The organism is Agrobacterium vaccinii, assembly GCF_021310995.1.
GTDB classification, from domain to species: domain Bacteria; phylum Pseudomonadota; class Alphaproteobacteria; order Rhizobiales; family Rhizobiaceae; genus Agrobacterium; species Agrobacterium vaccinii.
The window spans coordinates 1,447,724-1,462,714 of record NZ_CP054150.1; the positions used below are offsets into that span (position 1 = coordinate 1,447,724).

Annotated in this window: 12 protein-coding genes and 1 pseudogene; 8 read left to right on the plus strand and 5 right to left on the minus strand. The window is 55.7% G+C overall.

The window, feature by feature from the left end:
- Positions 1-1,095: 1,095 nt before the first annotated feature.
- The 3 genes from HRR99_RS07305 to HRR99_RS07315 form a co-directional block, all read right to left on the minus strand.
- A complete protein-coding gene (locus HRR99_RS07305; protein WP_233123302.1) occupies positions 1,096-1,710 on the minus strand; it encodes a Uma2 family endonuclease in 615 nt (204 codons plus the stop codon).
- A 616-nt stretch (positions 1,711-2,326) separates the two neighbouring features.
- The gene (locus tag HRR99_RS07310) at positions 2,327-3,478 is read right to left on the minus strand and encodes an SH3 domain-containing protein (protein ID WP_233123303.1); all 1,152 of its coding nucleotides are present in this window, start codon (positions 3,476-3,478) and stop codon (positions 2,327-2,329) included.
- Between the two features lie 308 nt (positions 3,479-3,786).
- A complete protein-coding gene (locus HRR99_RS07315) occupies positions 3,787-3,990 on the minus strand; it encodes a hypothetical protein (RefSeq protein WP_233123304.1) in 204 nt (67 codons plus the stop codon).
- A 1,640-nt stretch (positions 3,991-5,630) separates the two neighbouring features.
- On the opposite strand from HRR99_RS07315, the gene HRR99_RS07320 reads away from it, so the two are divergent.
- From HRR99_RS07320 to HRR99_RS07355, 8 genes are all read left to right on the plus strand, one after another.
- Positions 5,631-6,047: a hypothetical protein gene (locus HRR99_RS07320; RefSeq protein WP_233123305.1), complete on the plus strand. Its 417-nt coding sequence runs from the start codon at positions 5,631-5,633 to the stop codon at positions 6,045-6,047.
- Between the two features lie 10 nt (positions 6,048-6,057).
- Positions 6,058-6,375: a hypothetical protein gene (locus HRR99_RS07325; RefSeq protein WP_233123306.1), complete on the plus strand. Its 318-nt coding sequence runs from the start codon at positions 6,058-6,060 to the stop codon at positions 6,373-6,375.
- 69 nt (positions 6,376-6,444) lie between these two features.
- Positions 6,445-6,906 (plus strand): hypothetical protein, encoded by a 462-nt coding sequence (locus HRR99_RS07330; RefSeq protein ID WP_233123307.1) that lies wholly within the window; start codon positions 6,445-6,447, stop codon positions 6,904-6,906.
- 76 nt (positions 6,907-6,982) lie between these two features.
- Complete coding sequence (locus tag HRR99_RS07335; protein WP_233123308.1) at positions 6,983-7,414, plus strand: hypothetical protein; 432 nt, start codon at positions 6,983-6,985, stop codon at positions 7,412-7,414.
- Between the two features lie 143 nt (positions 7,415-7,557).
- Positions 7,558-8,280 carry a hypothetical protein gene (locus HRR99_RS07340; RefSeq protein WP_233123309.1) on the plus strand — a complete coding sequence of 241 codons (723 nt, stop codon included), beginning with the start codon at positions 7,558-7,560 and terminating at the stop codon, positions 8,278-8,280.
- Positions 8,281-8,294: 14 nt separating this feature from the next.
- Complete coding sequence (locus HRR99_RS07345) at positions 8,295-10,547, plus strand: Mu transposase C-terminal domain-containing protein (RefSeq protein WP_233123310.1); 2,253 nt, start codon at positions 8,295-8,297, stop codon at positions 10,545-10,547.
- Positions 10,548-10,561: 14 nt separating this feature from the next.
- A complete protein-coding gene (locus HRR99_RS07350) occupies positions 10,562-11,656 on the plus strand; it encodes an ATP-binding protein (RefSeq protein WP_233123311.1) in 1,095 nt (364 codons plus the stop codon).
- Positions 11,653-13,491, plus strand: a complete 1,839-nt coding sequence (locus tag HRR99_RS07355; RefSeq protein ID WP_233123312.1) for a TniQ family protein — start codon at positions 11,653-11,655, stop codon at positions 13,489-13,491. The genes HRR99_RS07350 and HRR99_RS07355 overlap by 4 nt, the downstream gene beginning before the upstream one ends.
- A gap of 134 nt (positions 13,492-13,625) precedes the next feature.
- Here the strand turns inward: HRR99_RS07355 and HRR99_RS07360 are convergent.
- A pseudogene (locus HRR99_RS07360) lies at positions 13,626-14,103 on the minus strand (DDE-type integrase/transposase/recombinase); the annotation flags it as partial.
- A complete protein-coding gene (locus HRR99_RS07365) occupies positions 14,103-14,984 on the minus strand; it encodes a hypothetical protein (RefSeq protein ID WP_233123313.1) in 882 nt (293 codons plus the stop codon). The pseudogene HRR99_RS07360 and the gene HRR99_RS07365, both read right to left, overlap by 1 nt.
- Positions 14,985-14,991: the final 7 nt, after the last annotated feature.

Genomic DNA, 14,991 nt, shown 5'->3' on the forward strand with positions numbered 1-14,991 from the left:
CCGCCCAAAATGCTCCGATCATTCCAAGAGCCACAAGTTTACCGAACGACATGATCCCCTCCGTCTCGCTTTGCTATATTTGCTGAAGGTTGAGATTGGTGGAATCGGTTGCATAAGATTTTATACGTCACGGGAGCGGTCTTGCCGATACCATAGCGGTTTCCGAAAAATCCGAACACGACAGCAAGTAGCCCTGCGGGCACACCCTTCGCTCCACCCATCGCAGCAAACTGCCGATCATGAGACCGATGACGGCACCTGCGATGACCCCGATGAGACCAACGTGTCTCTTGAGGTCGAGCCTTTCCTGCGTCACTGACCTTGGGTGCTCCATCCTAGATTTTCTGTTTCATCTCGAGACCCCGGACAAGCGCTTCCCGCTCTGGGTGCACGCTATCTCGGCCACTCGCGTTGCCGACGAACCACCCATCAGTTGTCCTCAGGAGGGATTGGCTTTCGATTTGAGCATTCCTTCGACGGTCTCGCCGCTGCCAAGGGCCTGAGCCATTGCTTCCGGGTGGCTTCGGCACCGATATCTCCATCAGTTCGCCGCTGCCGGCTTCGAGCCGCTCTTCGGATTCACGCAGAAGGCGAAACCGACTTCGTAGATAAGGGCCAGAACTATCCTGTGTCCTGTATTGGTGCGGATCGTAGTTCCGCTTGGATTCCGACAGATTCTTCATGATTGCATTTGCGCCAATAGCAAATGCATCCGCATTTCCGGATGAATCCGAGGCAACGTTTACGCCGAAGCGAAGTCTAGCGGCTTGGGTTCACGAGTTTTATCGGCCTTTGATTCTATCAGCCGCCCTGTTCACCGGAGTCGATGCTGTCTGCCAGCTTGCTGTCGTCTGGACGTGGCTGAGGATGTGGTTGCCGTCAAGATAACGAGCGCGATTGCGCCAGAGCGAAGGGTCATGAAGCGTTCTCTTTCGACTACCGTAAAGATCACAAACTATGTCAAGCAGCATCACTCGACAATGGCGGAGCTGTTGTTTGAAGACCTGAGCGGTCATCTGCAAACGCGTTTCGCAGGAAAATGCGCAATTAGGTAGCAGGCACCACCAAACCGCTACCGCTGCTCTGGTTTAGAGATCAACGCGGTTTTCGACCGTTGATCTCTTCAATCACGTGCAGGCGTGTGCGGTTGCGAGGCATTAGCGTATCGTAAATTTCGGACAGCTCGAGAGCAGCGCCAATCTCCGGCATTTGGATCACGCTTGCAAGGTCATCGTACTTCTCGGACCACCACGCTCCCTCACTGTCGCGTCTGTAGAGCTTGACGAGGACACTGCTCGGCTCGACGAACATGATGAGCCGGACCGCCGGATGTTCCCGGTATTCGTCGAGCTTGTCGGTGGTGTCCACTGAACTCGTGCCGGGGGACGAGACCTCCACCACAAGTGTGGGGCTTTCGGCAACCATCGCGTCCGGGTCGGGGGGGCCGCAGTCCACGACAATGTCGGGGTACCGAATGGTGCTCGCCAGCGTCTGGACGGCTGTGTCGCTTGAAGTCGTTCGGCAGCCACCAGCTTTCGACTGCGGCCCCAGCGAGGAAACGATGTTCGAAACGACGACGTTATGGCCCTGCTTTGCACCAGCCATCATCTCGATGACATAACCATCAACCAGCTCGAATCGGCCCTCTTGGTTGAGAATCCACTCGAGGAAATCCTCCGCCGAGACACGATCGTGTTCCATAGGTTGCATGTCGTGCTCCCTCCTTTAAGTCATTATAGCATATCATTGCCGTCATGTCGTGACTACGCCTCTCGGCTTAGTTGGTGGCACCTGCTACCGAATAGCGGGAAAATGCTTAGGCGGGCGAATCCGCATTAACGGTAATTGCCATCTGGGTGACGAGATAGACGAGCACCGACATGCCGTCCTGCAGATCGGCTAAAAAGCATTGAAGCTGTGTTGAAGCACGATCTCACATTTTACAAACAGTGATCTGTACTATTTCCGAAGATAGCTTTTCGAACCACCGTCCGTTATGCAGTAGCGCCCACCACGCGGACCTGTGCAATATGCTCCGGAACGGCACGAGCATTCATTACCGACCACTGGCGACATGTTAGAGCCGCTCTCATCGATAAGGCCGAGTGCACCCCCCATATAGGCCGAGCACGATTTTTTGCTGCCACTCACTGAACCATCATTACAGATGAAAGTCTCGCCCCGACAACTAGCAATTCCCCCTTTGCTTCCGCTGCAAGGCGTATTCGTGGCCTGTGAGTCAGCAGTCCAAGCCGACAACATCAAAGCCATCGCCAGGAGCAGTCGCAACAGTTTCAAAACTGAGTTCCCGAATATGAGCCCGCCTCTAATCACAGCAGACTTTCCGGACATAGGTATTCCCGATCGTCACCATCGAGTCGCTGGCAATGAGACCCTTTGCCATGAGTGCGTTCGAAACGTCCTTTGCTTCCCGCTCCAAGTAATTATCCAGCAGGGTAACCGCGAACCAACCATTCGCTGCGAGGTGTGCGGCTAGTGGTACCGAAGATTTACGGACGAAGGCTTCCGCTTCCGGCAGCGAACTGAAACTCTTCACCTGCACGAAACGATGGTCTCCTGGCTTCTCTTCGAACTGGTCCACCCGGATCCAGGAATAGTGCATGTAGCCGTGTTGCCCGGCGACGGAGACCCGATACCAGTCCCCGGATATCGAAAGAATTTCCACTGGGGATCCGTTCGCAGCGTTGCCGATGCTTTTAGCGTCCGAGCTGCCCAGAAGTTTAATCGGTGCCGCGCCTTTTGGGTGCCGGACGGCTCCAGTTCGCGCAACGGGAATATCGAGGGAAACTTCGGTCTTGGCCTGAATGCCTCCCGAAGGGGTCGTTGTCTGCACGGTAGGAACGCTGCCGGGGTTAATCGCCATTGTCGGCGGCGAGGCTATTGTGGTCACTCGAAATTTGGTCATCTCGCTACCCGACAGGTATCGTATGTCATCACTGTCATAGCTGAGAGATAGCTGGAGCAATGCCGGATCCACGCCCATCTCCATCATGTATCCGATGACATCGGCAGTCAGTTGCTGAACTGCGGAAACGGCATCGTGTGTCTGGAGACCGCTTGTGTCGCTGAACGAAGACTTGTGGACCCCGATCGAACCAGGCTGCGCGGCCCGGCTTACGCCACCCAGAAATGCCAGAGAGCAAGCCGATGCGCACTCAGACGTCCTAACCTGGACGGTCGACAGTCCAAGCGCCCGAACGAGACGTCCGAGTTCGATCGCCTTCACGACATTGCCACCCGGACTGTCGAACACGACGAAGACAGGGTGCTCCCTGGATACAACAGCACGGAAGTCGGAGAGGTCGTCACTGAATTCGAAAGCCCCCGAGACGATCAGGAATCTGTCTCCGCCCTCTGAGGCTTGCGTAGTGTATGCTAGACGGGCTTGAGCCGGTGCGACAGCCACCAATAGAAGTGCGGCCATGCCGATAGAAAGCCATCGTGAAATTGCAACCATGTGTCCAACCCTGCCCAGAGTGACAAATTGCATGGCCGGATGCCAGGTTGCAAGTAACCGATGAGATTATGGTAGAATAGGTGAATGACCAGGAAAAGGGCGATTGGTGTCAAACCGACGCAGCCTCTTCCATGTTCTTGAACGCGGTGACGTGTCGGCTGAATACCAGCGGGTTGCAGTATATGTCCTGCATGTAACGCACGCAGCCTAAGCTGCGGGCTTTCTAGCCCGGAAGATTGGACCAATCAGCCGATCGAATCCTTGGTTTCGGCCAGTTCCCAAAGACCAACACGATGCCAGGACACAAATCAGTCGATGCCATCTGTCCGATCGCGTGCCCCGTTAGCTAGGAATTCGCGCGCATCGCGTTTTGCTGCGCTGCGGGAATAGCTTAGCGTGAATACACCATCACCATCCTCAATTTCCTGCGGGCCTAGCGTCCGTGCTGCCTCGAAAATCGCTGGCATGTTGTCTGCAACCTTTTCAAGCGTGAGTCGCGTTAGCTTGTTCATAGCGAACCGAGATTCCTGTGTCGTGACCAGTTCGTGCACTATAGAATTAAATCGAACGAACCTAAGGGGAATCTTCCACGGTACCCACATTAAATTTTCGTTTTTTAGAAGAAGCAGAAATGTCGTGATCAACGCAGACCAGTCGCAAGCCGACTTTGCCATGGCATACACCCGTCAGAAAGTAGGTTCAGGTGAGGCTGCAACAGCTCGAATCTTGCATCAAAGAACTCATCGGGATGCTGTCTCACTGAAAACGATGCAAAATTCGGAATATTTACATTTCATAAAGCATGATCCGGGACCCTGTTATGACGGCTCACAGGAACCAGCCCATGACCAGGAGTCATTTTCTGCTAGATACAAGCGTGTTGAGCGAAGCGAGATGCGCAAAACCAGTTGAAGAAGTAGTAAGATTTCTAAGGGCACTTCCGAAAGGATCTGTCGCAGTACCGACGTGGACCATCTTCGAGCTCGAGCGCGGCGGACAGATGTTGCGCCTGATAGACGCGCCGCGAGCCATCCCGCTTCTGAGGTGGCTTGATGATCTGCTCGAGACAGATGTTTTTGTACCTCCTACTAACGCGGAAATACACAGACTGATTGCCCGGATGTCAGTTGTACCTGAACTCCGAAGGTTCTGGTCTGGATCAGCGGGGTCCACCAAAATGAGATTTGGATCAGATCCCAGCATCGCTGCGGTCGCGATCCACTATGAAATGCCAATCGCGACTAGAGACATCAGAGATTTCATGTTGATCCATTCGCACTTTCCTCTTCCAGGTCTGTTTGATCCATATCGTTCACGGTGGTTCGTGGAACCCGTGGGAGAATGGCGAATGGCGTTTGACAGAACCTGTACCGAAAATGCTCCAATGATGTGGATGTGACATAATTTCTGGAAGGATCAGGGGGCGATTTTTAGATTTTTTCAACGGAGGTGGTTGCCACGGGATTACCGCAAGCGTCACCTCCACCTGCCCCTAAATGATACAGGCCGTCTCCTCACAAACCTTTTCTTCTCCAGAAAAATCAGGGAATGACAGTTTCGGGCCGTATACCCATTAACCATTTATTAAATTGAATTCTTAAACAATTTTAACCACGTGCAGCGCTAACCCATTGGTTTCGATGCACTACTCGTTGAAAATTTCTATTGACGGATTGCCGACACTGTGTTGATTTTACCTCGAATTGATCCAAATGCGATCGATTAAACAAGGACCTGAACCACATGCAACAAGTTGCACCGACATACACGGCCTGGAAGGGCCAACAAGCCGCCTAAGGCATCGGTACGACTCCGGTGACCGACGCGGTCCCGGCACCTTCCCTCAGCAAGACGACCATGTTTTGAAAATTGAGGAAACGCATGTCTAAGTCCAATACCACTTCCCCTCGCCGCAACGGCCTCTCTCATCGACAATGATCTTGGCGCGGCATCAAACTGATGCCACCCCGACACCCATCGGTCTGTCCGCAGGGTGTCTTCCGGTTTCACCGGAGAGATTGGTCCGAAGCGCCATGATGCCGCTGTCGGACCGCGCGCACCGGGCCTCCCGTCCGGTCTGATGCCAAGACATGCGGTTGGTTCCCAGATCCAGCCGATGACAACCCCGATAGAGTGAGAAAGGATCTGCGCCATGACGCAGTGTGAGGACCCGCGCCTTCTTTTTGGCGAACGCATTCCTGCAAAGTTCATCCCCGATCTCCGGGCGTGGTTCAAAAACCAGCCCGCAGGTCACTTCAGCCGCGCTGAGCGGGAGTTGCACTCCGTCGCCGCCGTTGCGTGGGCTAACTCGTCCCGTCCGACGATTGTCCAGGCCTACTGGATTCTCTGCGGCCTCATCGATGAGGATGCAAGCTACGGCGGCGGAGGTGTTCGCAAACCTTCTCTCACCACGTTCCGTAACCGTGTCCGCTCCCTTCCCCCTGAATTCGTCCGATCCATGCGTTTGGGACGGCGTCGGCGAACGACGACGTTTGATCTCGTATCTGCAGCTTCTGCCGTGATCGAGCCCACTTACACCGCCACCGCGAATGTCGCCAACGACAACTAAGGAGAACACAATGAAGAAGCCCTACATCATCAACAGAGACCGCCTGAACGAAATCACCGACGAGGCTTTCGTAGCTGCCGAAGCCGAGATGAACCTCCGTGTTTTGAACGGATATTTAGATGTTGAGCGCAACGCCCTCGAGGTGGCGCTTTCTACAGCATCGGAGGTGCCCGGTAACGAACGTAAAGTATGGGAGCTGATGAGTTCCTTGATCGCGGAGACGAATGAAGGTCTCAAGCGTGAGGGGCACCCGGTCCTGTACTGTGTCTCGTATGAGGTTTTCACCGCCCTGCTTGCTGAGCGCGTCGTTCGCGAGCCGGTTCATTAGATCCCTCAGGAAATCTTCTGCGAGACAGACTCTGACATGCATAAATCATTGTTGAAGAAAGGAAAAAACATGTCTGACCACGACACGAAGGCAACGCTTTTGGATTGCGTCGAGGTTCTCGGTGATCTCATCCATCAGCCCGGAGTTCGCGTTGCCTTTGGCATCGATGAACTGGAGGCTGCTGATTATCATCCGCGTCCGTTCTTCGATGTTCTTCTCGATGAAGAGAGACCGCTGCACGAACGTATCAGCCGCGTTATGGCACGCCGCGATGAGGTCGCCGAGATGCGTGGACGCGAATACGACAAAGCGCCGATGACGATGGTTCATGGATGCCCGTCGGAGAAGATTCTCGCCTATTATGCCCGAATTGCGCAGAAAATGCCGTCATCCACTGATGTGTCCTTTAAGGCGTTAATCAGTCAGCTTCGCGCCCAGATGCACTGGCGCTTCGACGAAGCCAACACTGACGCTTGGTGTAAGATGTTCCTAGACCGCGCCTTTGATGAAGAGCTGAGCGCAGCACTGTAGTAATTACCAGACGGTCGTAACAGCCGTCCGGCTTGTCTCCATTCCCCCCAAAAATCGATAAAGAAAGGAAACTGCCATGTTGCAGAATGAACACCCGTGTCTTCCGATCAGCACGCCCATCCCCGCTACCTTCCATAAGGATATCGACAATCTGGCCCGCTGGATTCGCGGAAGCGGCTTTAGCGACATTGAGGCCGACTTCATCATCGAAGCAGTGCTTGAATACCTTGATCCGGGTCTACCGAGCATCGCGTACCTTTACAGGCGCATGACCCGCCGCATCGCGTTACTCTCTCACCACGACGACCGTCTCTACGATGTCCCGCGCTTTGTCTCGTTTTGCCACTATGTAAAATCTCTTCCCCCGGTGCTCGTTGCTCTGTGCCGTAACAATCGCGCGCACCCGGAGACCAGTCAGGACGACGTCGTTTTGATCGGCGACCGCACCGCGAGTTCCATGCTGGAGTCCAACCTCGCTGCGGCAGCCGACCGCCATCAGCGACAGTGAGGTCAGGAAAATGAAGGCACGCCGTATCCTCCGCGAAATCCAGCACCACGCGCTCGGATTTGACGCTCTCCCTACCCCGGACGCCCCCGGGATTCTTACCCCCGATCGCCCTAACGTGGGTCGCTTCGTTCGTTTCGTGGACGGTGCTTATCTTCAACGATGAATCCCTGACGTTCGAGGAAGCGGGTGACCGCACTGACGTTGCCTGGATTCGCCCCACGCCTCCGACGGGCTACATCAAGCAGCGTAAGCCCAAGGAAAAGGGATCCGTTGTCGGCAACGACTATGCTCACCGTTTCAACCGAGCGCTTTCCTACGCCAGCGGCCTCGAGAGTAAGTTCACGATGATGCTCCTCGCAGACCGACATGTCGTCGACTTGCGTGAGCAGTGGCCAAAGCTCTGGTACTGGCGGCCAGGCGCACGCACTCAGAACTGGACGGTCGTTGATCACTACGCTGTCTACGACACCGGTTTCCGCATCGCATACTCGGTGAAAGCTAGCGAGTTCCTCGGAGAGAGCGAGGCTTTTGATATCCGGGATTTGGTGCGCGAGCAGCTCATGGGCGACAAGTTCGACGAGTACGTCGTTCTCACGGAAGAACAGATCACCGATGACAAGGCCGCAAACGCGGAGGACATCGTCGTAGCATGTTCCAACCGGAACGACTGCCACTGTGCGCTCGTCATGGAGTTCATGCGTACCATAGTCCAGCCCATCAGCTTTCTCGCGGTCGAGCGCACGCTGCCGCCGGAGATCGATGTACGCAACTCCCTGCTCTGCCTGATCTACGACGGTCTGGTCGAGCACCTGTCGCCGGAGCAGGCCTTCGACGACGCCCCATTCATCCAGACGATCATCAACTAACAAGGAGAGCAAATATGCTCGATCTCATGACTCCGGCCACCGGCTCCAGCCTGCTGCCTATCAAGACCACCTCCCGTCTTACGGAATTCGACAAGATCATCATCAATGGCGTTGAGTACATGTGGGATAAAGATGTTGCCGATGAGCGCATCTTTATCATGGCCGAAGGAAACGGCCGCGCACGAAAGATCGATTGCACCACAGTCGAGGCGATGATCGAAATCGGTGACATGGTCGTCATCGAGGGATATTATTACGCGCGCGCCGTCGAGCGCCGTGCCCTTGTCGGCCATGACAGCGTCCTGGCAATGCAGGATCACAAGCTTAATGAGGCGATCCGCAAGCTCAAGTGGGTTCAGCTCGCCATGCGCGCCAAGTCGGAGCGCAAGTACGGCAAGCTGGCGGACGCTGAAGATCTTCCCTTTCGCATCCTGCGCGACTACCAGAAGTCCATCGCCGCGGCGATGAAGCGTGATGGTGGCAAGCTTCAGGAAACGAACTCGAAGAACAGCAAAGGTCAGAGCCTGCTGCTTGGCGCTGCGCCGCCCTTGCGTACGCTCAATCACTGGATCGCGCAGTACAAGGCTGCCGACTATGACATCAGCGGCCTGATAGACCATCGCCATGGAGACCACACGTCGCCCTTCACGGACGAGGAGCGAAACCTCCACACGCGCTTTGCACTCAAATATGCGAGCCGTACCAAACCCACGGTCCCCCACCTTCACCGCCGCATGGTCGCAACCTTCATCCGCCTGAACCGCTCCCGCGTTCTTGAGGGTCTGCCAAAGCTTCGTCCCATCGGGGAGACGAGCTTCCGCAAGAAGATCAACAAACTCCCAGAGTTCTACAAAATGTCCGGACGCGAGGGCAGAAAGAAGGCTCGCCTCTACTTTCAGATCGTACGCGGCGGTATCGACAAGGGAATTCCGGGTCAGCGCGGCGAAACGGATGAATGGACAGTCGAACTCAAGACCATCTTGGAAGATACCGGTGTCTGGAACGACCTACTACCCGAGGAACGCCGCGCGCTTCAGACAGTTCGTCTGTTTTTTTCCGGCGTGATCGATGTCGCCACTAAATGCATCGTTGCCTTCCGCGTATTCGTCAACGCGCCCAATACTGACAGCGCGCTGACAACCCTTGAGCTAACCACCCGCGACAAGACTTTCCTGGCGAAGGCAGCCGGGTGCAGGTCTCCATGGGAAATGAAGTGCAAGTTCCACTCGATAGGTTTGGACAACGCCTCCTGGAACAAGTCGGATGCCGTTCGCGGCACCCTTCTGGATGCCGGTGTCAGGGAAGTCTTCCCTCCAGCTCGGGAACCGTACCTGCGCGGCACGATTGAGCGCTTCTTCCGCACCCTGGCATTTCTCGGCCTTCAGGACTTCACCGGGCGGACCTTCAGCAACGTCGTCAAGAAGGGTGATTACGACCCTGATCAGGACGCCTCGATCCGTACCGACCAGCTCGCGCTGATCTTTATCCGGCTGATCGTGGATGTATATCACAACATCCCGCATTCGGGATTGTGGGGTGCGACACCGCGACAGGCTTGGCTCGAACTGACCCGAGGTCGCAAGTTATCTCCGCCGCCGACTGGTTCCTTGCGCCGCAACATCTACGGCACCCATGCGATCCGCTCGATTACCAAGCAGGGTATCGTCTTCGAAGACATCCAGTTCCAGTCCGAAGAGATCCAGCAGATCCGCCGTGACGATCCCAGCATGCAGGTTCATATCCGCGTCGACCGATATGATCTCAGCGAGATTTCAGTCATCTGGAAGAACGGATTTCTTCGTGTCCCGGCGACCCTCAAGGGATTGAAAGGAGTGAGCTACTGGCAGTGGATGAAAGCGAAGGAGCGTCTGCGTCTTCATGACCGCCAGGACTACGACCTTCGCGCGGACGTGATCGCCGACGCTCTCGAGTGGGCGGCGGAACAGTCCGACGTAGCCATTGCCCAGTTGGAGCTGGATGCACCGCCCCTCAAGTTTGACGAGTACGAATACGAGGACGCGCGCATGGCCCGCTTCATCCGCGCGACCGACACGGGTAGCGAACTGGCCGGGAAGGTCCGTGCCCAGGCATCGCTCCGCCCGGAACTCGCGGGTATCTTTGGTTCATCGGCTCCCAAGGCGGTTCTTGCCGACGAGGTCAAGGCGCAGCGCAGCGCTGAGGAAATTGCCGAGCTACGTGCCGCAGAGGCTCGCAAGACCGCCCGCCGCGCGCCGTCCGAAGACGACGAATTCGGTATCATCGACTAAAAAGGAAAGAGAAAATGGCCAGAAATAACATGAACCCGGAGCTGATCGAGGCGTTGTCGCGTGTTCGCGCATCTATGCCCCAGTCCGAACTCGACGTCGCCGACCGTATCGCGGAGATTTCCGCCAAGCATGTCGAGACACATCGTGACCGTGCCTTCAACAGCCGATTCCGCAAGATGAAACGTAGCCTCGTCGCCCATTTTTCGGGCGACACCAAGCAGCACCGCATCCTGATTGTAACGGGAGAGTCGCATTCAGGAAAGACCGCCATGATCGAGAATGCTCTCGACAACGACGCGGGGTTCGACCCGTACCCCGACAGCAATGGGAACATGACCATGCCGGTCCTCAGAATGGAATGCGCGTCCCCCGCATACCTTGTGAACGTAGCGCTCGACGGTCTCGAGGCCCTCGGTTATCCGATGGATCCAAAGACGCGTGAAAAGGTCGCCTGGACAGAATTCCGCAAGCGCCTCAAGCAGCGCAAGGTGCTTCTCGTGTTCATCGACGAGGCTCAGCACAGCGTCAATTCGACCAACGGAGCTGAACTGCAGAAGCTGCGGGATATCCTCAAGCATATGGTGCAGATGAAGGACTGGCCGATTCGCATCATCCTCGCCGGAGTCCCTCCTCTCGAAAAGTTCAGAGAGGACCAGCAGATCAGAAAGCGCTCCATGACGCTGCACCTTGGCCCGCTCACCACAGGTCATAACGACGAACACGTCCGCCACTGGGTGAAGAAAATCGTGACCGAGCATGCTGAAATGGAGATCGACGACTTCATGGCTGGTGACTTCCCTCAGAGGCTGATTCACGCTTGCGGCGGCTGTTTCGGATCGATCGTCCAGTTGACCCGCCTGGCGATCGAAGAGGAACTCATGAAAGGTGCGGCCACAGTCGGAGCGCCGAGCTTTGCGAATGCCTACAAGACGATGACCGGATGCCTTGTGAACGAGAACATCTTCACTGCCAAGACATGGCACCAGATCCAGGGTTCGGGCGCGAAGTTGGAGAGCGGATCGACTTCTGGATCCACTACGGACTATGATGACGACAAGCCGTGTGCGGCGCGCCTCAAGCCTTTGCGCGGCGGGGAGCGACCAAAGTGACACGCCTGTCCCTCACTGTACCATTCCACCTCGACGAGCACACGGACAGCGTCATGTCGCGGGTTGCGGCAGCCAATGGCGACAGCCTGAGCATCTTCATTGGCAACATGGGTCTCGATAGAAGAGGCCTCAAAAACTGGGACGACGAATGCTTCGCCAAGGCGGCTTACCTTGCCGGAATCGAACAGTCATCTCTCATCGGCCGGGCCGTGCGGAAGCAGGAACGCGGTGTCGCCGTTGCAGGGCATTACATGCCAGAGAGCCGGATCAAGAGGTTCAGGTTCAATTATTGCCCGCTATGCCTCGAAGAGGATCGTACGTCGGGTACCGGATTAGTCGGATGTCGTCCCTACGGCAGGCTCATCTGGCTGGTGGATTTTATCACGTGTTGTCCTGAGCACGGGATCGCGCTGATGGAAGCAAATGAGGGTCGCGACCTTAAAGCCGGCAGCGACTTCTCAAGGCAGATGGCGGAGCTCGCTGGGCGCGGGAAGCAGACAATCAGGCAGCCCACGGAATTCGAGCTTTATACCGGGCGGCGGCTTGTCGGGCTGTGCGGAACTGCGACACCGTTTCTCGAGCAGCATCCCCTTCACGTGGTTGTTGGCATCTGCGAAGCAGTCGGCACGAGGGATATCCACGGCATTAACGTGAAGAAGCAGGAGCTCACCGAGGAAGACATGGTCGAAATCCGGCAGCGAGGATTCGACGTCCTCTTGAGTAATCAGGATGGTTTCCGCAATTACATCGGCGCGCTTGCCGATGCTGCTCTAAAGGGCAATACCGGCCTCAAAGGCCGGAACATCTACGGTCCGATCTATTCCGATCTCCGCCGAAAGTTGAATCATGTTGATTTCGACCATTTCAGGCAGATCATCCGCGAAGTTAGTGTGGAGCGGTTGCCGCTAGGTCCCGAGGATGACCTCTTCGGACCCTTGCCACCTCGACGCTGGCATTCCCTGCATTCCGCTTCGAAGGAGTTTAAGATTGGCGCAAGTACTCTGTCCAAGATTTCATCGGCGGCCGGTATCATCGACGCCGGAACTCACGGAACGGCGGCAAGCTACGTTGTGGTTGAGGCAACCCGCATGAAGGAGTTTGTCAAGGCTTACCGTGAAAGCCTCGACGCTGCGGCGGCGGTGAGATATCTCGCGGTCCCGACCGCGCACTGGGAACAGGTGGTCGTGCTTTCCGGAATTAGTCCTTTGACGCTGCGGCCAGGTCGCCGCAATCCTCTCTATAAGGTCGCTGATCTCGATCGCTTTGTCGCGCGTCTTGCTGGGGGTCGCGCTATCAAGCCTTCCGGCTCTCATGATCAGGGTCACGTTGATATTCTGTCTGCCCGTGAAATCGCAAAATGTCGTCTCATCGACATTTTCGGCCTTTTGTTGAATGGTGAGCTCGAAAAGGTCACGCGAACTGATACAGCAACCGGACTAACGTCGATCTATGTCGACCCAGTGGAGGTGAATGTCAGAACTGCCGGTCTGGTTGGGCGGACGGTGAATTTCAACCAGTTGGGCGGAAAACTATCGTCTCTTCCCGATAGGGTGACAAGCCTCGTCGAGGCGGGATACCTGTCGATCTCATCGCCATTGGAAATCGATGGCGATATTCGCCAGGCGAAGTTCATGGCCTGGAGTGTGGAACTATTCCATGAGCGGCACAGAATCCTGCGCGATCTTGCAGATCGCATGTGGCTGGAGCCCCGGCATGTCAGGAGGCTACTAGTTGAAGCCGGTATCTCCCCGCTTCTGAATGAAGCTAAGCCTAGCTATTCGTTTTACGACATCCGGGAAGTCGAACGGTTCGAGGCGGAGGAGTTGATTAAGTGAAACAAAATCAGTGCCAGTCGTTCAACGTGTTACGCGGAAGCGACGTATACTTTTTCACCCCACTCCTGCGGCAGGATGCTGACGTGGAAAAGGTTGAGTTCAAGTGTTGGAGAGCCGAACTCTTTCATGAGCGGCACCCATTCCAGCATCGCGAACGTCACGGTCTCGACGTTGCGCCACAGTCCCCGTCGATAGATTATTTTCGCCTCGTAGATAGCGTAGATCGCTTGTGCGTGAGCGTCGTTGTAACCGTCGCCAACGCTTCCGACATACGGCTCGATGCCTGCCTCCGCCAACTGCTCAGAGTAGCGAATGGACGCATAGCCGAGCCTCGGTCCGAATGGTCGATCAGCCCGCCACGGTGGAGGGATCGCCATCATGTGGTATCTGATCAGGGGCATCAAGTACAAAGCTCGTATGGGCAGTCCGACTTGCCTGCCAAATCACAATGCGGCGAGCGAAGACATCGATTACAAAATCCACGTCGGCGAGACCTTGCCAACTCGCGACATAGGTGAAATCGGAAAGCCGGAGGATGCTAGACGCGGAAGCCTTAAATTAGCGTTGCACGCGGCTTAGCGTACATGCGGCAGACTTGTCTGCCGCATTAGTTAGCCGCCGGTCTTCGATATCCCGAACACTAGATAGTTCAGACTCAATGCCTTCGTTTTGTCACTCCTCGGCAGCACCGCCCCAGACGCGGCATCCCAGACGAAATCGTCCCATTTCCATTCTGTCTCGTCTGTCTGAACCACAACATAGGATCCCAGTTTCAGCTTTGCGGTCGTCCTGCTGTTCGAGAAGTCGAGCCCAAGCGCGAATTTGAAGACTTCGCGATTCTTATTGCGATTCAGGACTGACGTCACAACACCATCAGCAAGCTTGACAAACGGCTTCAAGACGGGCTGTGCGGTGGTCAAAAGAGATAGTCCGTCACGAAATGTTGCATTGCCCAAGGCATCAAGCATCATGTCGTCATTATCGCTTCTGACGTTGACCGTACGACCTTCGAACGAAAGCCCGTCTTTGCCGACGTTGACACCGACAAAGATCGGGTGGCCGATATGGGCGGCAAAGCTCTTGTCATTCGCAGCGACGGTCAGCGCGAACCGCATTGCCTCGGCTTCCTTCTGCGTCTGGTTCTTGCCACTGAACTCGCAAAGGATACGGTGCTTACCCGTCCCTGGATAGTTTTGGACGTGGAAGACGTCTAAGCTGATCTTCAGCGCCTGATCCTTTAGGGAGTGGTCTGCCTCCATCCCAATGGCATTGACGATATCGCATCCTACTTTCTTTCCCGCCGCTGGAATGAAACCGATTTTTGCACCGGTATATCCCCATTCGTCATTGATGAAAGGTACTGAAAGTCGCTGCGCCTTTACACCATCCGAGTGAAAACGCTTTGCGGCCTGCTCATCTCCGATCAGCTCGAGGTAGTCCGCGATCTCGTTCGGACGACATTTTCCAAGCATTTTCGTGGTCTGTGCGGTCATCTTCTAT

Bases quoted from the DNA above. Each gene is read 5' to 3' on its own strand.
- HRR99_RS07305 (WP_233123302.1), bottom strand. From the start codon at position 1,710: ATGCAACCTATGGAACACGATCGTGTCTCGGCGGAGGATTTCCTCGAG.
- HRR99_RS07310 (WP_233123303.1), bottom strand. From the start codon at position 3,478: ATGGTTGCAATTTCACGATGGCTTTCTATCGGCATGGCCGCACTTCTA.
- HRR99_RS07315 (WP_233123304.1), bottom strand. From the start codon at position 3,990: ATGAACAAGCTAACGCGACTCACGCTTGAAAAGGTTGCAGACAACATG.
- HRR99_RS07320 (WP_233123305.1), top strand. From the start codon at position 5,631: ATGACGCAGTGTGAGGACCCGCGCCTTCTTTTTGGCGAACGCATTCCT.
- HRR99_RS07325 (WP_233123306.1), top strand. From the start codon at position 6,058: ATGAAGAAGCCCTACATCATCAACAGAGACCGCCTGAACGAAATCACC.
- HRR99_RS07330 (WP_233123307.1), top strand. From the start codon at position 6,445: ATGTCTGACCACGACACGAAGGCAACGCTTTTGGATTGCGTCGAGGTT.
- HRR99_RS07335 (WP_233123308.1), top strand. From the start codon at position 6,983: ATGTTGCAGAATGAACACCCGTGTCTTCCGATCAGCACGCCCATCCCC.
- HRR99_RS07345 (WP_233123310.1), top strand. From the start codon at position 8,295: ATGCTCGATCTCATGACTCCGGCCACCGGCTCCAGCCTGCTGCCTATC.
- HRR99_RS07350 (WP_233123311.1), top strand. From the start codon at position 10,562: ATGGCCAGAAATAACATGAACCCGGAGCTGATCGAGGCGTTGTCGCGT.
- HRR99_RS07365 (WP_233123313.1), bottom strand. From the start codon at position 14,984: ATGACCGCACAGACCACGAAAATGCTTGGAAAATGTCGTCCGAACGAG.